Annotated in this window: 21 protein-coding genes and 3 pseudogenes; 14 read left to right on the top strand and 10 right to left on the bottom strand. The window is 33.4% G+C overall.

The window, feature by feature from the left end:
• Positions 1-311: 311 nt before the first annotated feature.
• From copZ to BDW31_RS11280, 3 genes are all read right to left on the bottom strand, one after another.
• Positions 312-518, bottom strand: coding sequence for a copper chaperone CopZ (copZ, locus tag BDW31_RS11290; protein WP_029376679.1), 207 nt, complete (start codon positions 516-518; stop codon positions 312-314).
• Between the two features lie 88 nt (positions 519-606).
• Positions 607-2,994, bottom strand: coding sequence for a heavy metal translocating P-type ATPase (locus BDW31_RS11285; protein ID WP_053025599.1), 2,388 nt, complete (start codon positions 2,992-2,994; stop codon positions 607-609).
• Between the two features lie 204 nt (positions 2,995-3,198).
• Positions 3,199-3,405: a hypothetical protein gene (locus BDW31_RS11280; RefSeq protein ID WP_053025572.1), complete on the bottom strand. Its 207-nt coding sequence runs from the start codon at positions 3,403-3,405 to the stop codon at positions 3,199-3,201.
• A 232-nt stretch (positions 3,406-3,637) separates the two neighbouring features.
• Between BDW31_RS11280 and BDW31_RS11275 the strand changes: the two genes are divergently transcribed.
• The 3 genes and pseudogenes from BDW31_RS11275 (at position 3,638) to BDW31_RS11265 (ending at position 7,978) form a co-directional block, all read left to right on the top strand.
• On the top strand, positions 3,638-4,507 hold the full coding sequence (locus tag BDW31_RS11275; protein ID WP_053025574.1) for an SDR family oxidoreductase: 870 nt from the start codon (positions 3,638-3,640) through the stop codon (positions 4,505-4,507).
• Positions 4,508-4,650: 143 nt separating this feature from the next.
• Positions 4,651-5,166, top strand: coding sequence for a sugar O-acetyltransferase (locus tag BDW31_RS11270; protein ID WP_053025576.1), 516 nt, complete (start codon positions 4,651-4,653; stop codon positions 5,164-5,166).
• A 307-nt stretch (positions 5,167-5,473) separates the two neighbouring features.
• A pseudogene (locus tag BDW31_RS11265) lies at positions 5,474-7,978 on the top strand (CDP-glycerol glycerophosphotransferase family protein).
• A 180-nt stretch (positions 7,979-8,158) separates the two neighbouring features.
• Here the strand turns inward: BDW31_RS11265 and BDW31_RS11260 are convergent.
• On the bottom strand, positions 8,159-9,109 hold the full coding sequence (locus tag BDW31_RS11260; RefSeq protein ID WP_053025578.1) for an NAD-dependent epimerase/dehydratase family protein: 951 nt from the start codon (positions 9,107-9,109) through the stop codon (positions 8,159-8,161).
• 277 nt (positions 9,110-9,386) lie between these two features.
• Between BDW31_RS11260 and pruA the strand changes: the two genes are divergently transcribed.
• Positions 9,387-10,931 carry an L-glutamate gamma-semialdehyde dehydrogenase gene (pruA, locus tag BDW31_RS11255; protein WP_053025579.1) on the top strand — a complete coding sequence of 515 codons (1,545 nt, stop codon included), beginning with the start codon at positions 9,387-9,389 and terminating at the stop codon, positions 10,929-10,931.
• 706 nt (positions 10,932-11,637) lie between these two features.
• On the opposite strand, the gene BDW31_RS11250 is transcribed toward pruA, so the two are convergent.
• Together BDW31_RS11250 and BDW31_RS11245 are read right to left on the bottom strand one after the other, a co-directional pair.
• On the bottom strand, positions 11,638-12,084 hold the full coding sequence (locus BDW31_RS11250) for a VOC family protein (RefSeq protein ID WP_053025580.1): 447 nt from the start codon (positions 12,082-12,084) through the stop codon (positions 11,638-11,640).
• A gap of 112 nt (positions 12,085-12,196) precedes the next feature.
• Positions 12,197-12,745 (bottom strand): annotated as a pseudogene (locus BDW31_RS11245) (TetR/AcrR family transcriptional regulator).
• A 320-nt stretch (positions 12,746-13,065) separates the two neighbouring features.
• Between BDW31_RS11245 and BDW31_RS11240 the strand changes: the two are divergent.
• Both BDW31_RS11240 and BDW31_RS11235 read left to right on the top strand, forming a co-directional pair.
• The gene (locus BDW31_RS11240) at positions 13,066-13,536 is read left to right on the top strand and encodes a hypothetical protein (RefSeq protein WP_011274829.1); all 471 of its coding nucleotides are present in this window, start codon (positions 13,066-13,068) and stop codon (positions 13,534-13,536) included.
• A gap of 175 nt (positions 13,537-13,711) precedes the next feature.
• On the top strand, positions 13,712-14,662 hold the full coding sequence (locus BDW31_RS11235; protein WP_053025581.1) for a CorA family divalent cation transporter: 951 nt from the start codon (positions 13,712-13,714) through the stop codon (positions 14,660-14,662).
• A gap of 74 nt (positions 14,663-14,736) precedes the next feature.
• On the opposite strand, the gene BDW31_RS11230 is transcribed toward BDW31_RS11235, so the two are convergent.
• Positions 14,737-15,036 carry a YrhK family protein gene (locus tag BDW31_RS11230; protein ID WP_053025583.1) on the bottom strand — a complete coding sequence of 100 codons (300 nt, stop codon included), beginning with the start codon at positions 15,034-15,036 and terminating at the stop codon, positions 14,737-14,739.
• Positions 15,037-15,126: 90 nt separating this feature from the next.
• Here BDW31_RS11230 and BDW31_RS11225 point away from each other — a divergent pair, with 90 nt between their 5' ends.
• On the top strand, positions 15,127-15,648 hold the full coding sequence (locus BDW31_RS11225) for a methylated-DNA--[protein]-cysteine S-methyltransferase (RefSeq protein ID WP_037551570.1): 522 nt from the start codon (positions 15,127-15,129) through the stop codon (positions 15,646-15,648).
• Positions 15,649-15,737: 89 nt separating this feature from the next.
• On the opposite strand, the gene BDW31_RS11220 is transcribed toward BDW31_RS11225, so the two are convergent.
• Positions 15,738-16,904: a hydroxymethylglutaryl-CoA synthase gene (locus tag BDW31_RS11220; RefSeq protein ID WP_053025584.1), complete on the bottom strand. Its 1,167-nt coding sequence runs from the start codon at positions 16,902-16,904 to the stop codon at positions 15,738-15,740.
• Positions 16,905-17,198: 294 nt separating this feature from the next.
• Here BDW31_RS11220 and BDW31_RS11215 point away from each other — a divergent pair, with 294 nt between their 5' ends.
• Both BDW31_RS11215 and BDW31_RS11210 read left to right on the top strand, forming a co-directional pair.
• Positions 17,199-18,350: a thiolase family protein gene (locus tag BDW31_RS11215; RefSeq protein ID WP_011274835.1), complete on the top strand. Its 1,152-nt coding sequence runs from the start codon at positions 17,199-17,201 to the stop codon at positions 18,348-18,350.
• A 4-nt stretch (positions 18,351-18,354) separates the two neighbouring features.
• A complete protein-coding gene (locus BDW31_RS11210) occupies positions 18,355-19,632 on the top strand; it encodes a hydroxymethylglutaryl-CoA reductase, degradative (RefSeq protein ID WP_053025586.1) in 1,278 nt (425 codons plus the stop codon).
• A 101-nt stretch (positions 19,633-19,733) separates the two neighbouring features.
• Here BDW31_RS11210 and BDW31_RS11205 read toward each other — a convergent pair whose 3' ends face one another.
• Entirely contained in the window at positions 19,734-20,168 is a 435-nt protein-coding gene (locus BDW31_RS11205) for a CHAP domain-containing protein (RefSeq protein ID WP_053025588.1), read from the bottom strand.
• 311 nt (positions 20,169-20,479) lie between these two features.
• Positions 20,480-20,695 carry a sterile alpha motif-like domain-containing protein gene (locus tag BDW31_RS11200; protein ID WP_053025590.1) on the bottom strand — a complete coding sequence of 72 codons (216 nt, stop codon included), beginning with the start codon at positions 20,693-20,695 and terminating at the stop codon, positions 20,480-20,482.
• A gap of 191 nt (positions 20,696-20,886) precedes the next feature.
• Between BDW31_RS11200 and cidR the strand changes: the two genes are divergently transcribed.
• The 5 genes and pseudogenes from cidR to BDW31_RS11175 form a co-directional block, all read left to right on the top strand.
• Complete coding sequence (gene cidR, locus BDW31_RS11195) at positions 20,887-21,771, top strand: cidABC operon transcriptional activator CidR (protein ID WP_053025592.1); 885 nt, start codon at positions 20,887-20,889, stop codon at positions 21,769-21,771.
• Positions 21,772-22,069: 298 nt separating this feature from the next.
• Positions 22,070-22,456: a CidA/LrgA family protein gene (locus BDW31_RS11190; protein WP_053025594.1), complete on the top strand. Its 387-nt coding sequence runs from the start codon at positions 22,070-22,072 to the stop codon at positions 22,454-22,456.
• Between the two features lies 1 nt (position 22,457).
• Positions 22,458-23,144 (top strand): LrgB family protein, encoded by a 687-nt coding sequence (locus BDW31_RS11185; RefSeq protein ID WP_053025597.1) that lies wholly within the window; start codon positions 22,458-22,460, stop codon positions 23,142-23,144.
• Between the two features lie 52 nt (positions 23,145-23,196).
• Positions 23,197-24,936 carry a pyruvate oxidase gene (locus BDW31_RS11180; protein ID WP_037538548.1) on the top strand — a complete coding sequence of 580 codons (1,740 nt, stop codon included), beginning with the start codon at positions 23,197-23,199 and terminating at the stop codon, positions 24,934-24,936.
• Between the two features lie 191 nt (positions 24,937-25,127).
• Positions 25,128-25,327 (top strand): annotated as a pseudogene (locus BDW31_RS11175) (ISL3 family transposase); the annotation flags it as partial.

The following is a 25,327-nucleotide window of genomic DNA, read 5'->3' as shown; positions in this document are numbered from 1 at the left end:
CTTTAATTTTTAATGTATTTAATATAGACTTACACATAGGCGCATTACCTTTCTTTTTTATTTTGTTTGGTAGCTAATAATTATAGAGGTAATTGCGCCATTTTTGTATTCAAACATAAAAATTGGACTGATGATTTTTAGTCATCAGTCCAATTTATTATAGAGCCAATTATTTGTGAATTCATTGTCCCAGACTCAACTCCTTTAATTAGTTTTAGCGAATGCTCACATTTCATAATTTACTTATATTTAAATCGTTTTTACCCGGGTTAGATTGACTGCCTAACAAAAGCAGGTTTCTTATCCGGATTTTATTTTACATCGTAGCCTTGATCTTCAATGGCTTCTTTCATTTGTTCAACTGATACTCTGTTTTCGTCGTAATCTACGCGAACTTGATTCTTATCTAAGTCTACTTCTGCTGAAGTCACACCATTTAATTTAGCTAATGCAGATTCCACAGCGTTTCTGCAATGGTCACAGCTCATACCTTCAACGTTAATTACTTTATTAATCATACCTGTCACCTCCGTTGTTCTTACTCATATATACCCATATTTTACTCCTTTTTAATAAACAAAGAAATAAAATAGAAGTGCTTCGTAATTATAATTTTATTCGTTTTAGTCTTAAGGCATTACTTACAACACTAACTGAACTTAAGGCCATCGCAGCACCAGCTATCCAAGGTGCAAGTAATCCTATTGCCGCAATAGGGATGCCTGCAATATTGTATCCAAATGCCCAGAATAAGTTCTGTTTAATATTGCGAATTGTTTTATGACTTGCATGAATGGCCTTAGGAACTAATTGAATATCTCCTCCAAGAATGGTGATATCTGCAGCTTCTATTGCTACTTCTGTACCCGTTCCCATTGCAATGCCGATATCTGCTTTGACAAGTGCAGGAGCATCGTTAATTCCATCGCCTACCATAGCAACTCTATGCTTCTGTTCTTGTAATTGCGTTATATGTTGTGATTTATCTTCAGGTAGAACGCCGGCAATGACTTGATCAATACCGACTTCTTTAGCAATAGCTTTTGCAGTTCGTTCATTATCACCAGTTAGCATAACCGTTCTAATATTCATAGATGATAATTGTTGGATAGCTTCTTTAGCAGATGCTTTAACAGTGTCAGCTACAGCAACCATGCCTTTTAGTTCGTCGCCATAGGCAATTAGCATAACAGTATGTCCATCAGCTTCCATATGTTCCATTTTCTGCTTAATGCTTTGTATATTGATTTGGTGTTCTGACATTAATTTTTGATTGCCAACAAGTAACTTAGTATTATTTATAACAGCTTGTATTCCGTGACCTGGTAATGTTTGATAATTTGTGACATTTACCAAGTTAACTTTATGGTGTTTGGCGTAGTTAACAATTGCAGTAGCAAGTGGGTGTTCAGAGTTATTTTCAGCTGAAGCAACTAAAGCTAAGATATCTTTGTCACCTTCAAAATAAGTTACCTCTGGTTTGCCGTGTGTAAGTGTTCCTGTCTTGTCAAACACAACTGTATCAACTTGATGTGTACGTTCGACATATTCGCCACCTTTAAACAAAATACCATTTTCAGCAGCGCGACCAGTTCCAACCATTATTGAAGTTGGTGTAGCTAAGCCAAGTGCACATGGACAAGCAATCACTAGAACTGATATCGCAGCAACAAGTGCATCTTCAAATTGACCAGGATGTACAAGTGTAATCCAAATTAAGAATGTCAGTAAAGCAATCGCAATAACAATTGGAACGAAATAGCCTGATATAATATCAGCTAAACGTTGGATAGGTGCTTTAGAACTTTGAGCTTCCTCAACCACTTTAATAATATTGGATAGGGCAGTATCTTTGCCAACTTTAGTTGCCCTAATTGTAATAACACCATTCGTATTCATAGTTGAGCCTATTACTGCATCATCAACGTGTTTATCAACTGGCATTGATTCACCTGTTAGCATTGATTCATTAATAGCAGTTTCACCCTTAATAATTTGACCATCGACAGGTATCTTTTCACCGGGTTTAATTAACAAGATATCATCAACATTAACTTGATTGAGCGGTACCATTTTTTCGATACCATTGTCATCAATTAGTCGTGCCTCTTTTGCTTGTAAGTTAAGTAATTCACTTAATGCATTCGTCGTTTGTGATTTAGCACGTGTTTCTAAATATTTTCCGAAAAGAATTAATGTGATAAGTACAGCGCTTGTCTCAAAGTAAAGGTGAGGCATGTTTGTGGCACCTGTTAACCATTTAATCATCTCATAAATACTGTAAAAGTATGCAGCACTAGTGCCTAATGCAACGAGCACATCCATATTAGCCCCACCGTTACGTAAATTTTTATAAGCACCAACATAGAACTGCCAACCAATTATAAATTGGATAGGTGTCGCAAGGATAAATTGAAACCAAGGATTCATTAATATGTCGGGTAAATGCATATTAAAGAGATGGACGAGCATTGTCATTAATAGAGGTAATGACAGAATAGCAGAGATCATTAATTTATTTCGCTTATGCTTAAGTTCTTGTTGTTTTCGGTTTGCTTGATCTTCTTCGGATTGTTTAGGTTGTGCGTCGTAACCTAAGTTTCTAATTCGTCCAATTAAGGTATCTAAATCCGTTTGCCCAGGATAATACGCTACCATAGCTTGTTCAGTCGTTAAATTAACTGTCGCATCTTTAACGCCTGGTGTTTTATTTAATATTTTCTCTATACGATTTGAACATGCTGCACAGGTCATACCAGTTATGTCTAACTCAGCTTTGTCAATGACTACATCATACCCAAGCTTTTGAACTGTCGTAACAAAGTCATTTATTGCATAGTCATTAGTATCATATTCAATCGTTGCTTTTTCCGTTGTCAAATTAACTTGTGCTTTTACGTTATCCATTTTATTTAATCGTTTTTCAATACGATTTGAGCAAGCAGCACAAGTCATACCAGTAATGTTCAATGTGGCATTTTGTTTATTGCTCATTAAGACACCTCCATTGCAATTCATACATAATATACCCCCTTAGGGTATTAAAGTCAATGTTTATATCTTACTTTTTCGCATAAAAAAAGTAGGACAGAAATCTTTGTGAATTCATTGTCCTACTACTTCGAATTTGCAAAATAGTATCAATATATTATTTATGTCCTAGACTAATATTGTATTTGTAAAGATTATACAGCTAACTTAGAAAAAATCAGATGGTTTAAAATTTTCTAAATTTAAGTCTTTATAATTATTAAAATCAAAATTGGATATATTTTGAACTAGTTCACCGTTTTTGGCTTGATTATAATAATAATTTGCTTCGTCCATTACATCATGATCTTGGAATGTCTTTACAACGCCAAGAATGATAAGCAATGCAATAATACCTTTCAATAAACCTCTCATAGAATGTCGCACTCCTTTTTTCTGTAATATCTCGTTAATGGCTTTAGTTGTTTTTTTAATAGAAGTTTAATTTAATTATATAGGCTTTCTAATAAAATTGCATGATACTAGAGAACTGACTTTTTATCGTTCTAAAGTTGTAATAAGTAGAACTGCCCATGCAACTTGATCCTTTGTTTCAAAAGAGTCTTTATTGGGAACGGTTAAGTAAATGGATAAGGAGTGAAAATGAATGAATCTATTAGAATTCCATAAACAAATTAAAGGTTATACTCAAAATCGTCAACCAGGAACAGAGAAAGACATGAATCCTAGACCCATTTCAGAACTAGATGAATATAAAGCAGCTGGTAAATTGCAAGGTAAAGTTGCATTAATTACTGGTGGTGACTCAGGGATTGGTCGCTCTGTTGCAATCTTGTTTGCTAAAGAAGGCGCTAATGTAGCTATTGGTTATTATGACGAGCATGAAGATGCAGAGGAAACTGTTAATCGTCTTAAAGAGATTGGCGTAAAGGCTGAAGCTTATGCTCATGATTTAAAAGATGCGCAGCAATCTAAAAAATTAGTGCAACAAGTTGTTCAAGACTTTGGTGACCTGAATATTCTAGTTAATAATGGGGCGGTCCAATATCCTCAGGATAGTTTCATGGACATTACGCCTGAACAATTTAAAGATACATTCGAAACAAATATATTTGGCATGTTCTTCTTATCACAAGCTGCCGTTCCATATTTAAGTGACAACGATACAATTATTAATACGACAAGTGTGACGGCGTATCGTGGTTCTGGTCATTTAATTGATTATGCTTCAACTAAAGGTGCGATTGTTTCATTTACACGTTCACTAGCAACGACACTAATGGAGAAAAATATTCGAGTTAATGGCGTGGCACCAGGTCCAATTTATACTCCGTTAATTCCTGCTACTTTTGATGAGGACAAAGTAGAGAACCAAGGTGGAAACACACCAATGAGTCGACGTGGACAACCAGCTGAACTAGCGCCAGCCTATGTGTTTCTTGCTACAAATGCGGATAGTTCTTACATCACTGGTCAAATCATACATGTTAATGGTGGCGATTATATTACAACTTAAAAGTAAGCTTCTTATATTGAGCCATAAAGGTGTTGAGTGCCTTTATGGCTTATTATATGTTGAAAAAGGGAGTGTTTCCGTGCGAAAACCACTTAATTTGTTTAAACTGTAATATAAATATTAAATGAAGGTGGGTAAGTACAATGACAGAAAAAGAAAAGATGTTAGCACACCAGTGGTATTATGCCAATTTTGATAAAGATTTGGAAACTGAACGAGTACGTGCAAAAGATTTATGTTTTGACTTTAACCAAACGCGTCCGAGTGATGACAGTAGAAGACAGGCAATATTAACTGAATTATTTGGTTATACATTAGAGAATGTCGCAATTAATAGTCCGTTCGATACAGATTATGGTTGGAATGTTAAATTAGGCAAAAATGTGTTTGTTAATAGTAATTGTTATTTTATGGATGGAGGAGGCATCACAATAGGTAATGATGTATTTATAGGGCCATCTTGTGGATTCTATACTGCGCATCATCCATTAACATCTAAAGAACGTAATGCAGGATTAGAGTTAGCACAGCCGATTACGATTGGAAATAATATTTGGTTTGGTGGCAATGTCGTTGTCACACCTGGTGTAACGATTGGAGATGGTTCAGTTATAGCAGCAGGAAGTGTCGTAACTAAAGATGTACCACCAAATAGTTAAGTTGCCGGTGTACCAGCTAAAGTAATAAGAGAGATAAATGAAAATGGTGCATCTAAATAGTCATTTCATAGGTCAGGTATAAATAACCTTTGAGTCGTCCAGTGGCCCAAAGTTTTTTGTATCTAAGAATTTAATATATAAAATAAATTAGTTGCATAATATATAATATAGATAAATGATATAATGTATTTGGAGTGTATATGGGAGTTTATCTCCATACATACTTAAGAATCAAAATGTAACTCAAAACATTCATTTTATGACATCAACTTTAGAAACGAAATACAACTTAGAAAGGAAAATGAATATGACACTGAAAACATTTTTACAAAATCAAAGTCGACGTAAATTCAAATTTATAACGACGCCTTTACAAAGAAGAAATAACTCAGCTTATACACGTAAAATAATGCGTTATGCGCAAAATTATGAAGCGAATAAACTTAAACACCACGATATTCTATACCAAGTAAGAGATGGAAAGAGTATTACAGATAGTCCTTATGCTATCTTTAAACGTTTGATTCATCATCCTAAATATCGTAAATATACGCATAAATGGGTCGTCGACACTACCGAAACGTTAGAATTTTATAAAAAGAAATTTGAGAAATACAAAAATATTGAATTCGTGATTAAAGAATCTCCAGAGTATTTAAGGGCACTAACCGAATGTAAGTATTTAATTAACAACTCAACATTTCCAGCCTATTTCATTAAAAAGCCTGATCAAATTTATGTGAACACATGGCATGGGACGCCACTCAAATATATGGGGCTAGACCTTGAAAATGGCTTGCGTGGTTCGCAAAATATTATTAAAAACTTTTTATCGAGTGATTATATCATAAGTCCTAATCGCCATACGTCAGAAATTTTTAAAAGGGCATTTAGATTGGATAACATTTATGGTGGGCAAATTTTAGAAATTGGATATCCAAGAATAGATCTTACATTGAATAGTGATTCAAAAATGCTCATTAATGAATTAAAATCTTACATAGATATTACTGATGAGAAAATATTGTTATATTGTCCAACTTGGAGAGGTGATGATGTCAACACGCCTGAGGAAAGTTTAAATCATATTGTGGAAGAAGTTGAAAAGTTGAAACTTCTTCTTGATTATCAAGTATTAGTAAAGGTACATCCATTTATTTATAAAAAAGCAATTAAAAATGAGGCACTAAAACCATATCTTATTCCAGATTATTTTGATACAAATGAAATATTGGCGTTTGTTGATTTAATGATAACGGATTATTCAAGTATCTTCTTTGACTATTTAGTCACAAATAAACCCATTGTCTTTTATACACCTGACTACGAAGCATATCAATTTGAAAGAGGAATGTATATCAATGCTCAGGATTTACCGGGACCGGTTGTGCATACCATTGATGATGTTGTATAAGTGATACAACAGAAAACATATCAATTAAGTAAGGTGCAACATAACTATCAAACGTTCAAAAATATGTATACGTATCTAGATGATGGAAATGTTACTGACAAGGTGATTGACCGGGTATTCACCTCAAAACATAAACGTAAAAAGGAAAAGAAATGTGCTAAAAAACGACTATTAATTTATCCTGGTGGAATGAAAAATAATGGTATTACCTCTTCTGTTATCAATTTATTAGAGAATATTGATTACAATCAATATGACGTTACACTATTTACAAATCGAAGTAATAATGAAGAAATCTTGAATAATCTGAATAATGTTAACCAAAATGTAAGAATTATTTTAAGAGTTGGCCCATTAGCAGCGTCGTTAAAAGAGACGTATAAAGTAGACTTCGTCAGACAACGAGGGCTAAAAAGTGCATTAGAACGTTTCTTATATCCAAAACATGTATATGAACGTGAGATGCGCAAAGTATTAGGTGAAAGTCAATTTGATTATGCGATAGATTTCAGTGGGTATTCTATGTTTTGGGCGAATCTTATTTTAGCTACGACTGCTAAACGTAAATTGATCTACCTTCATAGTGATATCAAAGCAGATATGGAGAGAACCGTAAATGGTGTGAAACCGCATTATCAAAATTTAAAAGGTTTGATAACATTATATGATCAATTCGATAAACTGGTATGTGTTTCTGATGCATCAAAAGAACAAAATATGCGCAATATAGCTAAAAAAGCACTAAATAAGAAATTTGTAGCGTCAACAAACACGATTAATTTAAGTAAAATATCGCAATTCATGTTAGATGATGCTGATCAATTTGAGAAAAATAATGTACCGGTGCTCGTCAGTGTGAATAAAGGGAAAGTGACGTCGGTACCTTTTAAAGAGGATGATTTTAAAATTGTGTCGGTTGGTCGTTTATCACCTGAAAAAGGATTTGATTTATTAATTGAAGCGGTTGGCAAGGTTATCGTGCATTATCCTAATACGAAATTATATATTATGGGAGAAGGTCCATTAAGACATAAATTAGAACAACAAATTCGTAAGTTGAAGTTAGAACAGCATGTCTTTTTATTAGGACAACGAAAAAATCCATTCTATATTATGAAACAAGCAGATGTTTTATCGTTAACGTCTTATTATGAAGGCCAATCAATGGTTCTACTTGAAGCACTATCACTTGGTATGAACGTATTGGCATCGGATATCATTGCGAATCGTTATGTATTAAACAATGGTAAGTATGGGATGTTAGTGAGTCATGATGTCAATGATATTAAGCACGGCTTAGAGCGTTTTATCAAACATCAAACACCACATTATGAGACGTTTAACGCTCAAGAATACAATCAATTAGCGATAGAAGAGTTCTATAAACTTCTAAAATAATCAGTAAATACAATATCTATTAAACTTAAAGAATTCTTGATCCAAAAAGCGTTTGAATGTGTATTAATCATGATTGAATAATACATGTAGCAATTCCATTGGTTAATTAAAATGATAAAAAGACAATTTCTATTGAAATTAAATAGAGATTGTCTTTTAAATTTATCTGAGTCGATTGTTTTATAATTTTACTTTATGTTCTTTATTATATGCCAAATAAGATTGAATGCCCTTGGCTATATCATATTGAGGATGATAACCCAATGATTCAATTGGTGTAATGTCAGCACAAGAATGCTTAATATCTCCAAGTCTTGGTGCTTTAAATTGGCATGGGATACTGTACTTGAAGCCCTTCTCAAACGCTTTAAAAACTGCTTTCAGATTTGTTTGTATGCCCGTACCTATGTTGAATATTGAACCACTTGTTGTTGGGGTATTAAGCACAAGCCACATAGCGTCAATTAAATCATTAATGTAAACAAAATCACGAGTTTGTTCACCATCACCATAGAAGGTAAATTCAGTTTGATTCGTAAATTTATGATTCATTATTGATATGACACCTGAATAATCCGAGTTAGGATTTTGTCTTGGGCCATAAACATTAAAGAATCTGAGACAAGCGCAGGGAATATCGAATAAATGATTGTAAATCTTAGCATACTGTTCTCCAGTGTATTTCTGTATTGCATATGGAGATAATGGCGACGGTTTAGAGAGAGAAACGGATTTAGGTAAACTTGGTAGATCACCGTAAATGGCTGCCGATGACGCAAATATGAATTTCTTAATTTGCTTATTATACGTTCGAATGGTTTCTAAAAGATGAACTGTGGCATCAATATTAATTTGATTAGATAATGATGGTTTCTCAATCGTTTCAACAACACTCACCATGGCTGCTAAATGAATAACATAATCAAATTGTTCTTGACGTATTAAGTGCGTTACAAACTCAAAATCGGTGATATCCTTTACGTAAATATATTCTTTATTAACAAAGGGAATATTATGTAAGTATCCGGAACTTAAATTATCTATGACATGTACCTCGATATTTTGCTTAACAAAATGTTCGGCTACATGTGAACCAATGAATCCTGCTCCGCCTGTAATTAATGCTTTCATGTGTGAACTTCCTTTTCTTGATGTCGTTAAATTGTGTAAATTTATTATACTTTATTTTTATAAAAATATAAAATTATAATAATATAGTTAGATTGTTTCGAGAAATAAGCCATCTCTGACTAATAATTAAAACTTTTCAGATAATTTTAATGTAAGCGATTGCAAAAATAACCCGAAGCATAGTAGAATGAAATTAATGACACAAATTATCATTTTAAGTAAGTCATTGTTTTACTGATTTTTATAATTCTTACAAATACATAGGGGGTAATTAAGAATGGTAGTACCTTTCAAAAATGAACCTGGGATTGATTTTTCAGTACAAGAAAATGTAGAAAGATTTCAAAAAACGTTAGAGCAAGTTAAAAGTGAACTTGGTCAAACACTTCCAATTGTGATTGACGGTGAGCACATTACTAAAGATGATACATTTGATTCAATTAATCCAGCTAATACAACGGAATTAATTGCTAAAGTATCTAAAGCTACTAAGGAAGATGTAGATAAAGCGTTTGAATCTTCAAACAAAGCTTATAAAACATGGCGTCAATGGTCACATAAAGATCGTGCAGAGTTATTATTACGTGTTGCAGCAATTATTCGTCGTCGTAAAGAGGAAATCTCTGCAGTCATGGTATATGAAGCAGGTAAACCTTGGGATGAAGCTGTAGGCGATGCTGCAGAAGGTATCGACTTTATAGAATACTATGCACGTTCAATGATGGAATTAGCAGATGGTAAACCGGTATTAGATCGTGAAGGGGAACATAACAAGTACTTCTATAAATCAATTGGTACTGGTGTTACAATTCCACCATGGAATTTCCCATTTGCAATTATGGCTGGTACAACATTAGCACCAGTAGTAGCTGGTAACACGGTTCTATTGAAACCTGCTGAAGATACAGTATTAACAGCGTATAAATTAATCGAAATCTTAGAAGAAGCGGGTCTACCTAAGGGTGTTGTTAACTTTGTACCTGGTGATCCGAAAGAAATCGGTGACTATTTAGTTGATTCTGTTCATACACATTTTGTTACATTTACAGGTTCACGTGCAACAGGAACTCGTATTTACGAACGCAGCGCAGTTGTTCAAGAAGGACAAACATTCTTAAAACGTGTTATTGCAGAAATGGGCGGTAAAGATGCGATTGTCGTTGATGAAAATATTAATACTGATTTAGCTGCAGAATCAATTGTAACGTCAGCATTTGGTTTCTCAGGCCAAAAATGTTCTGCATGTTCACGTGCCATCGTACACAGTTCAGTGTATGATGAAGTATTAGAAAAAGCGGTAGCATTAACTAAAGAATTAACAGTTGGTAATACTGTAGATAATACATTCATGGGTCCTGTTATTAATAAAAAACAATTCGACAAAATTAAAAAATATATCGAAATTGGTGGGAAAGAAGGTAAAATTGAAATCGGTGGCGAAGCTGATGATTCAACAGGTTACTTCATTAAACCAACAATTATTTCAGGATTAAAATCATCTGATCAAGTAATGCAAGAAGAAATCTTTGGTCCAGTGGTTGGCTTTACTAAATTTGATAATTTCGAAGAAGCAATTGAAATTGCGAATGATACAGACTATGGCTTAACAGGTGCAGTTATTACAAATAATCGTGAAAACTGGATTAAAGCTGTTAATGAATTCGAAGTAGGTAACTTATATCTTAACCGTGGATGTACTTCAGCAGTTGTAGGATATCATCCATTTGGTGGATTTAAAATGTCTGGTACAGATGCTAAAACAGGTAGCCCAGATTACTTATTAAACTTCTTAGAACAAAAAGTAGTTTCAGAGATGTTCTAAGCCATTAAGATCAATATATATCATGTTCAATAAAATTTAAAATAACATTTTTAAATAAATAGTCAGTAGATGAATGCAGTCCATTCATTTACTGACTTATTTTTATTTCATTAAAGTTGAGATGATTGTCTAGGGGGGTAAAGAAATTCTCAGATGAATTTTTACTCATTTTAGTTGCGACGCTTTCTTGCAGGAAAGGCTCGTGCCTGTATTCCTCTAAAGGCGTTCGTTAGATAGATGATTACTCACATAAGCTGCTTCGCGTTCCTGGGATGCCGTCTCAGCCTGTAGTCTTCGACTGGCACTGCTCCCCTAGGAGTCTTCGCAATTATGTTTTGTATTCTATCTTAGAACGTCTTACACAAGTGCAACAGCACTTGTGTTCAATAATTAAAACGCCAAGAGTCACGCAACAATATTCATAATTCATCTTTTGAACTACTTACTTAAGTGCTCAAGCACTTAAGTTACTTTTCACTAGCTTGCTTTGTTTGTAGATTTTCTTGTTGAAAATCTCTTTGCTGAGCCCCATTCCCAAACTCTATTTATTATCTATATCAACGCTACTTTCTTAAATGAGTATGACTTTAATGTTAAATAAAAAAAGCAAATTCTATAGTACTTCAATAGAATTTGCTTCTAACTAATCTATGAATTGGATGTCATAACATCTTTGATTAGTAGTTTAATAAAATCAATGTGATTATTAATTAAGTTGTGTATAGTCTTGGCCATGTAACATCCAACGTACGCCATATTTATCTGTAAAGGCGCCCATTTTTCCACCCCAGAATTGTTCTTTGAGTGGCATTTCAATGTCTATTGAGTCATGATCTTTAATTTTATCGTAAAATTGTTGAACTTTATCTGAATCGTCTTGATTGTTAACATCGAAATCAATAAGTAATGAAATTCCATTATTGATGTTCTCTACACGTCCGAATGAATCAGAGCATAAAATTTTAACACCTAGTACTTCAAATTCAGCGTGTATTGTAGCTTCTGCAGCCTGTTCTTTTGTCATGCCAAATTGTTCCGCTTGTTCTTCGCTCACTTCTAATTTTTTGACGTTTGTTGCGCCAAATACTTCTTCGTAATATGCTATTGCGTCTTTTGCTTTTTCAAAGGCTAAATATGGAAATAATTCAGTCATGATAAAACTCCTTTAGTTAGTTTGTAACTCAGTCCATTATATAATGAATAGATGTAAATAGCGATTATTATACGGTCGTGTAACTTTGAACAAAATGGAATGAGTATTCTAATTAATCATGTGCTTTGACATTGATAAGTTTATGAAAGATTTGGTCCATTTGCTTAGGTTTAATCTCGACATTTTCATTCTTTTTCCAATCGATAAATGCATTTAGTACCGAACCGAACACATAGAATACTAGGCTTTACGGTACTACATTATCAACAGTAATACGATGCATGTTGGTTTTGAAATCCTTTTGCATTATTTCAATTAAATAATTATTGCGAACATCTTCAAACTCTTTATCGTTATATTGCTTAAGTTCAATTCGAGATATCTCTTCCTTATTGAAGGAATTAGCTAAAGTTTGAAAAGGATTATTCAAACGTTCTTTAATATTAGTCGCAAAATAGTCATTGTGTGTTAACTTTAATAGGTATTTCAACAATTCGTATTTATCGTAAAAATGTTTATAAAAAGTAGTGCGATGAACACTAGCATGCTTACAAATTTTAGTAACCGTTAATGTTGTAAACATCTCTTGTTCGAGCAATGAATATAAGCTATCAGTTAATGCCTTTTTAGTTTTAATTACCCGTAAGTCTTTATCATTCAAAATTGTTCTCCCCTAACATAGATAGAAGAATCTAATAAATTTGGTGAAACATAATATTTAATTATAGATTATATAAATACATAAATAAACATGCATTTACATTAAAAATGTAAATTACGTATAAAAAATAAACTGATTAAAAATAAGAAATGTATTGTGTAATGAATTTGGTAAAGCGTTTTAAAGCGTTTTGAAAGGGTATATGATATCCAAATAGAAACATTGTTTAACTACTAAAAATAAAATTGCAATTTTTATAAATTTATTTTATTTTCCAAGTCTTATTTTATAAATACATTCTATATTGGAGGATTTTAATTATGAAAGGTACTAAACAATTAGATCAAATTAAAGAAGATAATAAGAAGCAACTTAAAAAATTATTCAAATATGATAAAGATAATGCATTAACATTTAGCAAAGAAGATCGTGAAAAAGTTCAAGACAAATTTGGCGTATATGTTATTTTCGATAAAAAGACGCCTATCTTCGTTGGTCAAACAGGTGGCTATTCTACAGGTTACCAATTAATTACAAAAGACTTATTTAATAAATTAGGTCAATATAATTTAAAATCAGGTGTCGGCACTACTAAATTTAAAAAAGGTTTAGCACAAAAAAAAGGTGTTAATGAAGAGGATATTAAATCAATTACAGCTGAAGATTATAATTTGAAATTCCAATATGTCAATGTTAAAGATGAACCAGCGTTTATTAATGTTTTAGAAATTTTAGCAATTGAATATGCTAAAGATAAAGGTTATGAATTATATAATTTTAACCAAAACTAATGACATCAATTGATAAGTATAAATGAATTGTTATAAGTGGTTAGGACGATTGTGGGGCTAGGACTATGAATGAATATTGAATTCTTTCCTATTCGACATGATAGTCCTAACCTTTTGTTTTCATTTTCTGAAAAGTGGTATTGATGAGTAAAACTTAACTAAAGTAGGGGATACTATGGCAATTCGTGTCCATTTTCAAGACCAAGCAGATCACTTCCATACTGCATGTATATTTTCAGCTATTCCTGAGGATGCCAAACTTGTGTGGATTGATTTTGAGAATCCGACGAAAAACGATCAAGCATTACTCACTCAACGATTCAATATTGCTAGACACCACATTGAGGAATCTGTATTTACAGTTACGAGACCTAAAGTTAGTAATCACCCACAGAAACAGCATTTATATTTAATATTGCATGCGATTAGCCATAATAATTTCTCAGCAGAACCACTGAGTATTACTGTTAAGGGTAATTGGCTAATCACGGTCCATAAATATCCTATGAATGTATTATCAGATATCATTACGTCATTCAATAAGTCACCTAAAGCTATAACTGCGATTGAACTAACAACTATCATGGTTGATAAGATTACACATCAATACTTTAAATATGTGGATCATGTTGAAGACACTGTTTTCTCTTTTGAGGATCAAAATGTAGATAAAGTCAATAACCGTAAATTAATGGATGACGTATATAATATTCGTTCTGAAATGATTAAACTGAAACGTGTGCTCATTCCTATGGAGCAACTCCTAAATGAAATAATAGATGAATCACCATTAGACGTATCACACGAATATCAACTATTGATTAAACATATTCATAGTAGAATATTAAGACAAACAGATACGTTGATGGCATGTGAGCACATCACAGATTATATTAAAGATAATAATGAGTCTTACCGTTCTAATAGAATTAACGGTGTGATGGATATCTTAACCATTATTTCGTCTATATTCTTTCCGCTATCATTTTTAACAGGTTGGTATGGCATGAACTTCTCTTATATGCCAGAACTTGATTGGCATTATAGTTATTTCGTCTTTATTGCTACTTCATTAGTGGTTGTTGTTTCACTCATTACTCTTTTCAAAAAGAAGGACTGGTTCTAGCGCAAACAAAATAAGCGTATGATTCTACAAGTGTTAGATTCATACGCTTATACCTATTAATGTTGCTTCTCTTCCTATAGGAGCCGTTTATATTTGCGTTTGTAATATTTAGACAGTTTCATGTCATGGACAAAAGAGATCACAGGTCGTGCTGTCATTTGAATACTTCCAATCACAAATAGTATCGTGCCGGAAATCATTGTTTGGTCACTAAAAAATAGAAAACTACCTATTAAAAATATAATGCCCAGTACGATATCGTTGATTTGGTATAGGGCTTTGTAGAAGAATGAAATTTGCTTCGCATGATCATCTTTATTAAATTGATTGGTATTAAAATGTAAATCAACATCATCTTTATTTAAACCAGCCATTTTAATACCTCCATTATTTTAAGTAATAACATACTTCCCGTTGTACTTTGACATGAAACTTCTTCATAATGATCAGAAAGGAGTGGTATGATGTCTTATTCAATGCTTTACGAATCTCCCGTACAAAATTTAGAACTCATTAGTGATGGTGAGTCACTTACACATGTACTCTATAAATATAGTGACACAACGGTTACTCATCCAACAAATCCTGATTTAGAAATTTTTAAAAAAGTGGTTGAATGGTTAAATGAATATTTCTCAGGAAATCGTCCGCAAATTGATTTTTCAATTAAACCGGAAGGCACTGATTTTCAAAAAAGTGTGTGGCGAAAGTTACAAGAAATAGAATATGGACAATTAAAAACGTATGGTGATCTAGCGAAACGCGTAGGTGAAGAACGTAATAAGCCGAATATGTCTGCACAAGCAGTAGGTGGTGCAGTAGGTAGCAATCCGATTTCTATTATTATTCCATGCCATCGCGTGGTTGGAAAAGATGGAAGTTTAACAGGATATGGTGGCACGATTAATCATAAAATTAAATTACTTGAGCTTGAGAAAGTAGATATGACTAAATTGTATAGACCTAAAAATTCAACTAAACCATAACACCTATATATTTACCTATTAATAAAGAGGCGTTCGAGACAAGAGACTAAATTGCTATTATTTCGAATGCCTCTTAATTAATGTCAATGTTATTGAGGAATATGATATTGACGTATATCGTCTTGAATAGCTTCTAAGTAGTAAATAGATTTGTCGTCATCTGTTTGTTCAGTAGCGTGGTCGAATTCTAAATCATCGAATCGCTTGAAGAAACTTTCATAGTCTTCAACTGAAACTTCTTGACGTTCGTTCAATAAGGCTTTATGTCCTTCAATATCTAATTGTTTTTCATAGCCTTCGACTAGCGTAGCACTAAAGAATTCTCCTACAGAACCAGATCCATAGCTAAACAATCCAATAGTTTGTCCACCCTTAAGCGATCTATTCTCTAATAATGAAATTAAACTTAGATATAAAGAGCCAGTATAAATATTACCTACATAACGATTATAATATACTGCATCTTCATATCCAGATGTTAAACGTTCTTGCGTCGTTTCATCGGCATCATTGATAATTGAGTCTAAAGCTTTCTTACCCATTTTAGTGAAAGGTACGTGGAAACATAATGACTCAAAGTCAGATAATGTTTTTCCTTCACGTTGAGCATATTCGTTCCAACTTTCTTGGAATGATTTGATATATGCATCTTTAGATAATGCACCGGCAACTAATGGATATTTATGTCCAGTTGGTCTCCAGAAGTCATACACATCTTCAGTATATGCAACGGCATCATCATTCAATTCTAAGATACTTGGATTATTTGAAATCAACATAGCTACGGCACCAGCACCTTGTGTCGGTTCGCCACCAGATTGAATACCATATCGAGCTGTATCACTTGCGATAACAAGTACCTTTTCATTAGGTCGTTTCTCAATGTAGTCTTTAGCTAATTGAATTGCAGGTGTTGCAGCATAGCAAGCTTCTTTCATTTCGAAGCAGCGTGCGAATGGCTGAATACCTAGTAAATTGTGAATTTGTACTGCAGCAGCTTTTGCATTATCGATTGCAGATTCAGTTGCTACAATGACCATTCCAATATTTTTTTTATCATCATCTGTTATAATATCTTTAGCAGCATTAGCCCCCATAGATACAATATCTTGTGATACTGGACTGACTGCCATTTGAGTTTGACCAATCCCAATTAAAAATTTATTTGGATCAACTTGGCGAGCTTCTGCAAGCTTAGCCATGTCTACATAGTATTTAGGTACGTAAAAGTTAATTTTATCGATTCCTATACTCACGGGCACTACATCCTTTCGTTATTCTAATTTTATAATTCATATTAATAGTAGCATTTTGAGACAATTTCATTTAAAATGCTCACTAATAGAAAGCGTTTTCATACGAAAAGTTAAATGCAATAACGCATGTCGTTTAATATAGTAATATAATAAAATACGTGAAACTGCATGGTATAACATTGAGTGTGAGATAACTTCTATCGGCTATTATTAATAATCATATTAATAGTTATTTTACCAAATTAAATAACTAAATTACAATTTATATATAAACTACATATAAGGAGATAAAGAATGAAAAAAATTGCTATAGTTAGTGCTAAAAGAACGCCAATCGGTAGATATAAAGGTAAATTAAGAAATTATTCTGCAGTTGAATTGGGAACGACAGCTTTGAAAGGTGCAATCGATTCAGCAAATATTGACCCTAATATAATACAACAAGTTATCTTCGGTAACGTGCTACAAAGTGGTGTAGGACAAAATCCAGCACGTCAAATTGCGATTAAAGCGGGTGTACCTGATACAACACCAGCTATGACAATTAATGAGGTATGTGGATCAGGTCTTAAAGCAATTATATTAGGGAAACAGTTAATTCAACTAGGTGAAGCGGATGTTGTTGCAGTGGGTGGAGTTGAAAGTATGACAAATGCCCCACAATTAATCTTAAAAGAAGGTCAAGAACCAGTGGAAAGCTTTATGCATGATGGTTTAACAGATGCCTTTCATTATGTACCAATGGGTGTAACAGCTGAGAACATAGCTGAAAAATATGACATCACGCGTGAAATGCAAGATGAGTTCGCAAACCATTCACAAGCTAAAGCTGCTAAAGCGACGCAAGATGGTAAATTTAATAATGAAATTATCGGTATGACTGACGCGGAAGGGGAACAAATGACTTCTGATGAAGGTGTTCGTCCAAATAGTAGTGTCGAGAAGCTTGCAACATTAAAGACAATTTTCAAAGAAGATGGAACAGTAACTGGTGGTAATGCTTCAAGTATTAACGATGGTTCATCTGCACTCATTTTAATGGAGGAATCATATGCTAAAGCGCACGGTTACGACATTTTAGGAATCGTTGGAGATTATGCGGAAGTAGGTTGTGATCCTCAATATATGGGCTATGCACCATTCTATGCTGTTGAGAAACTACTTGATAAAACGGATAGCAAAATCGATGATGTTGATATTGTAGAAATGACTGAAGCATTTGCCGCACAAAGTATACCAGTCAAAGACAATTTGCATATTCCAGATGAAAAATTAAATATCTATGGCGGTGCTATTGCACTAGGACACCCAATTGGTGCCAGTGGTGCTAGATTAGTCACTACTTTAGTGAACGCACTTGAACAAGAAAATAAACGTACGGGTATTGCTACAGCATGTATTGGTGGAGGATTAGGTATCGCTCTAATGATTGATAAAGGGGAATAATGCTATGAAGAGTTTAGATAAGACATTTCGACATTTATCTCGTGAAGATAAATTAAAACAACTTGTTGATTATGGATGGTTAACAGATGCTAATTATGATGTTTTACTAAAAAATCCATTAATTAATGAAGAAGTTGCGAATAGCTTAATTGAGAATGTAATTGGTCAAGGCACATTGCCTGTAGGTTTATTACCTAAAATCATTGTCGATGATAAAGAATATGTTGTACCGATGATGGTTGAAGAACCTTCTGTAGTAGCTGCTGCAAGTTATGGCGCTAAGTTAGTCAATAATACAGGTGGTTTTAAAACTATTAAGAGTGAACGACTAATGATTGGTCAAATTGTATTTGATGACGTAAATAATACCGATGCCTTGGCACAAGCAATTTACGATTTAGAACCACAAATTGAACAGATTGCAGCTGAAGCTTACCCATCAATTATAGAACGTGGTGGTGGTTACAGACGTATTGAAATTGATACATTCCCAGAGAATCAACTATTGTCTTTAAAAGTATTTGTAGATACTAAAGATGCAATGGGCGCCAATATGCTTAATACAATCTTGGAAGCTATAACTGCACATATGAAGAATGAGTTTCCAGATCGCGATGTGCTTATGAGCATTTTGTCTAACCATGCCACAGCCTCAGTAGTACGAGTTCAAGGTGAAATTGATATCAAAGATTTAAATAAAGGTGATCATTCTGGTGAAGAAGTAGCACAACGCATGGAGCGTGCTTCTGTACTAGCACAAGTCGATATACATCGTGCTGCAACACACAATAAAGGTGTTATGAATGGCATTCACGCCGTAGTCTTAGCAACTGGTAATGATACACGCGGAGCAGAAGCAAGTGCACATGCATATGCCAGTCGTGATGGACAATATAGAGGTATTGCGACTTGGAAGTTTGATAAAGAACGTGGTCGCTTAGTCGGTACAATAGAAGTACCGATGACATTAGCAATTGTTGGTGGTGGTACGAAAGTATTGCCAATTGCGAAAGCCTCACTTGAATTATTAAATGTTCAATCAGCACAAGAATTAGGTCAAGTTGTTGCTGCTGTAGGACTGGCACAGAACTTTTCAGCATGTAGAGCCTTAGTTTCTGAAGGTATTCAAAAAGGTCATATGAGTTTACAATACAAATCATTAGCAATCGTAGTAGGTGCTCAAGGTGATGAGATTGCTCGTGTTGCCGAAGCATTGAAAACTGCGCCTAAAGCAAATACTGCTACGGCTCAACAAATTTTAAAAGATTTACGACAACAATAACAATATATAGAAAAGCCACTACTTATGAGTGAGGTACTTAATTCAATACCTCGATTCATAAATAGTGGCTTTTATTTATCATTTATATGTCATTATTTATTTTAGTAGATGTAATTATAACTACGTGCAGACCATTTACTTAAGTAGCGAGTTCCGTATGCATTCGGTCTATTGTAATTGTATTCAGAAACTTTAATACTACCGTTACTATATACACGCTCAACTACAGCAACGTGGCCATAATAGCCTGCAGTAGATTGCATTACTGCGTAGCGTTTAGGCATGTGACCAGTTCTATAACCAGAGCGTTGTGCATTGTAATACCAGTTCTTTGCATTTCCCCAACGATTTGATATTGGTTTACCTAGTTGAGCACGACGTTGGTATGCCCACCAAGTACATTGACCTTTCGTATAGTAGTTATATGAAGCGGCTTCAGATACGTGCGTGTGTTCAATGTTTTGATATGTAAAAGTCCCTGCGAACATGATTCCAGTAGCGAGTAAAAGACGTGAAAATATTTTTTTAAATTTCATTTTTGTTCCCTTCAAAATATAAAAGAATTAAAAACTGTATTAATCATATTCGTTAAAAAGGTCTAATACAATATAAGAAACGAATTATACAAGTAACTGTAATATATATGAAATATAACAGCGTAATTTGTAACTTATTTTACATTAAAGTAATTTTACACAATTTAAGATAGCAACACGGTAATGTCTTAAAGTTCAAAGCATTACTTAATTTTAAATGTGAAATTGATTTGAAGTTTACCCTATAAAAAAAGCGCCATAAAGGCGCTTGGTGAGATGATACGTCCATGATGTATAATAAAAGTTAGAAATCATACATTTGTGAATTGGTTAAAAACAGCCAATGCTCTTTTAACGATAGTCACGGGTATGTTTTCTGGACATGGATTATTTCGAAAATATGACAATACTTCTACTTGGCTCTTCACTTCTCTAGGGAAATTGCTATCTTGATTAATCCAATTTACCAATTCACCTAATGGTGTGTCATCACCAACGAAATTTTGCATAAATTCGTAAAAGCTCAATGCCTCACCTCTTCAATCAATTTGAGCCTATGTGATTATAACATTTTTTTATAATGAAACATATAGGGTCTGACATTGAATTTGAATTAGACTTGTTCTCGGAAATATTTAGTTTAACTTTACATATCTTTATTTTCTCAAAATATTTCGTGTATAATGAAATTACAATAATGAACAAAGAGGGTGAGCATTTGGACATCAAACATATGAAATATTTTATGGAAGTAGTTAATCAAGGTGGTATGACAAATGCTTCGAAATCTCTATACATAGCGCAGCCGACGATTAGTAAAGCAATTAAAGATATAGAAAATGAATTGAAAATGACATTATTTGATCGTCAAAAGCGTCACCTCGTACTCACTGATGCGGGTAAAATATTCTATAAAAAGTGTGAGGAAATTATAGCGTTATATGATAATATTCCTTTCGAAATTAATGGGCTATTAGGATTAGAAACAGGTCATATCAATATAGGTATGTCTGCAGTAATGGACATGCAACAATTTATCTACATACTAGGGGAGTTTCACAAGCTCTATCCAAACGTTACGTATAATTTAAATGAAAGTGGCGGTAAATCTATAGAGACGCGACTTATTAATGATCAAATTGATATTGGAATTACAACAATTCCAATAGATGAGAACGTCTTTGACTGTTTACCGTTATATAGTGAAGATTTGAGATTAGTTGTAAGTAAAGAACATGACCTTGCAGCACGTGATTCTGTTACAATGGCAGAACTTAAGAATGAAGATTTTATATTGTTTAACGAAGACTTTTACCTTAATGATAAAATTATTGCCGCAGCTAAAAATGCAGGTTTTCTCCCAAATACGGTTTCAAATGTCTCGCAATGGAACTTTATTGAGTATCTGTTGCTAGCACGTTTAGGTGTAAGTATCTTACCAGAGCACATCGCTAACATGCTCAAAGACAATATCAGAAGTATTAAGATTGAGGATACTGGAATGAGCTGGGAATTAGGTGCAATTTGGAAAAAGGATAAACTATTAAGTCACGCTACCTCTAAATGGATAGAATTTATGAGCAAGAGATTAAAATATGACTAAATAATACTTCATAACAACAAGCACAATAAATAGATAAATAAAAATAGAGAAGCGTTTAAACGAAACGCTTCTCTATCTTTATTTGCATATGTTGGGTTCGTTCCGAACGCAATAATATTGTCATCGAAATTCAATCACACCAATACGTATAGTTGTTAAAGCGATTACATAGAAAAAAACTATAGGTGGTATTTAAAATGGATATTTTTCTATTTACTTAGGTTGAATTAGAATGATGAATGTAGGTTTAAATTTCACTGTAACAATTTCGACATATTTTAGTGGGAGGTCAGTCATCTTGAAAAAAGTATTATTTATTTCAAAAGTTATCATACAAATTGCCATTATCATAGTCATTAGTTACTTAGGTAGTTTATTGCAAACATTATTGCATATACCACTAGCTGGAAGTATCGTAGGCATGATAATGTTGTACATTTTACTTGAACTGAAAGTGATACGTATGAATTGGATATCTGACGGCGCAGAATTTCTATTAGCTACAATGGTGTTTTTCTTTATACCTTCTGTAGTAGGAATAATGGATGTTGTTTCTGATATTACAAAGAGTTATATCATTTTCTTCTTATTAATTATTGTAGGTACAAGTTGCGTTGCACTAGCTTCTGGTTACATCGCTGAAAAAATGGTTAAACAACCTAACGTTAAGAGAGGTCGTCAATAGTATGACATTCATTCAAGCTATCTTAATGATATTGTTGACCGTCGTTATGTATTTTGCTGCAAAAAAGCTACAACAAAAATATGATAATCCATTTTTGAACCCAGCGTTAGTAGGTTCGGTCGGTGTCATTATTGTATTATTGTTAACACATCAAAACTATCATGATTATATGACAGGTGGTAAATGGATCAATCATTTATTGAATGCCACTGTTGTATGTTTAGCTTACCCACTATATAAGAATCGACATAAAATTATTGAGAATTTAAGTATTATCTTTTCAAGCGTGATGGTTGGCGTAATACTTAATTTTATGTTAGTGTTTACCTCGTTAAACTTATTGGGTTACGACGAGGAGACGATAGTAACAATATTACCACGTTCAATAACAGCTGCTGTAGGTATCGAAGTATCACAGGAATTAGGTGGTACTGATACGATTACAGTATTATTCATTATAACTACAGGTTTAATAGGTAGTATGATGGGATCAATGTTATTGAAATTAGGTAATTTTAAGACCTCTATTGCCAGAGGGTTAACATATGGGAATGCATCACACGCTTTTGGTACCGCAAAAGCATTAGAACACGATAATGAATCTGGTGCATTCAGTTCAATTGGAATGATATTAACTGCTGTAATTAGTTCGATACTTATTCCAATTATGATTATTTTATTCTACTAAAGGGAATATATATATTGTACTCGTTTAAAAAGAGAAAGGAGCTATTGTAATAATGGCGAAGATAAAAGCAAACGAAGCATTAGTTAAAGCGTTAGAAGCATGGGATATTGATCACTTATATGGTATTCCAGGGGATTCAATTGACGCAGTAGTAGATAGTTTACGTACTGTTAGAGACTCATTTAAATTCTATCATGTACGTCATGAAGAAGTAGCAAGTTTAGCTGCAGCTTCATACACTAAAATGACAGGTAAAATTGGGGTAGCATTAAGTATTGGTGGTCCTGGTATCGTTCACTTATTAAATGGTATGTATGATGCAAAAATGGATCGCGTACCTCAATTAATTTTAGCAGGTCAAACAAATAGTACTTTATTAGGTACAAAAGCTTTCCAAGAAACAAACATTACTGATATGGTTTCAGATGTATCTGTATATAATCACCAAATTCAAAAAGGTGATAACGTATTTGAAATTGTTAACGAAGCTATTCGTACAGCATATGAAAAACGTGGTGTAGCAGTAGTTGTATGTCCTAATGACTTATTAACTCAAAAAATTAAAGACACAACTCATCGTGCTATAGACACTACTAAACCAAAAGCACCAACTCCAACATTACGTAGCATTAAAAAAGCTGCAAAATTAATCGATAAAAGTAAAAAACCAGTAATGATTATTGGTGTAGGTGCACAAAATGCTAAAGATGAATTACGTGAATTTGTAGAAGCGGCTAAAATTCCAGTAATTCATACGTTACCAGCTAAAACAATCATTCCTGATGATCACCCATATAGCATCGGTAACTTAGGTAAAATCGGTACAAAAACATCTTACCAAACAATTCAAGATGCCGATTTATTAATCATGGCAGGTACTAACTACCCTTACGTTGACTACCTACCTAAGAAAAATATTAAAGCAATTCAAATTGATACAAACCCAGATGTAATTGGACATCGTTTCAGTGTCAATGTTGGTATCGTTGGTGACGCGAAACTTGCTTTCCATCAATTAACTGATGTTATCAAACACGTACCACAACGCCCATTCTTAGAAAAAACATTAGAACGTAAAGCTGTTTGGGATAAATGGATGGAACAAGATATGAATCAAGAAAGCACACCAATCCGCCCAGAACGTTTAATGAAATCAATTAGTAAATATAGTGACGATGATGCTGTATTCTCAATCGATGTAGGTACATCTACAGTTTGGTCAACACGTTACCTAAACTTATCAGTAAATAATAAATTTATTATTTCTTCTTGGTTAGGTACAATGGGTTGCGGACTTCCAGGAGCAATTGCTTCTAAAATCGCTTTCCCTAAACGTCAAGCTATCTCAATTAGCGGTGACGGCGCATTCCAAATGGTAATGCAAGACTTTGCAACTGCTGTTCAATATGACTTACCAATGACAATTTTTGTTATGAATAACAAACAATTATCATTTATTAAATATGAACAACAAGCTGCAGGTGAATTAGAATATGCCATTGATTTCTCTGATATGGACCATGCTAAATTCGCTGAAGCTGCAGGCGGTAAAGGTTATGTTTTAAAAGATCCTAGCCGTATCGATGAAGTAGTAGAAGCAGCGTTAAATGAAAATGTACCAACAATCGTTGATGTACATGTTGATCCAAATGCTGCACCATTACCAGGTAAAATTGTTAATGAAGAAGCAATCAACTATGGTAAATGGGCTTACAGATCAATTACTGAAGATAAAAAATTAGACTTCGACGAAATTCCACCAATTTCTGTCGCTGCTAAACGTTTCTTATAAGAAATAGATTCGACACACTGACGAAAGCAATGCTTTTGTCAGTGTTTTTTTATGAATATTTGGCTCTATAATAAATTGGACTGATGACTAAAAATCATCAGTCCAATTTTTATGTTTGAATACAAAAATAGCGCAATTACCTCTATAATTATTAGTTACCAAACAAAATAAAAAAGAAAGGTAATGCGCCTATGTGTAAGTCTATATTAAATACATTAAGAATTAAAGATAAGAATCTAAATTTTTCAGATGAAGTGACTGAGAAAAAACATAAAGGACGAATGAGCTTGTTTTAATATGCCGAGCTCACTTATCAACCTACACATTGTGAAAATTGTTCAACTAAAAATGAAAATTTCTCTATAGTAAAAAATGGTAAGAAAACCTCAAC

The sequence above is a fragment of the Staphylococcus sp. AtHG25 genome, from assembly GCF_003217445.1.
Classification (GTDB): domain Bacteria; phylum Bacillota; class Bacilli; order Staphylococcales; family Staphylococcaceae; genus Staphylococcus; species Staphylococcus haemolyticus.
This window is presented reverse-complemented; position numbering and strand designations above follow the sequence as displayed.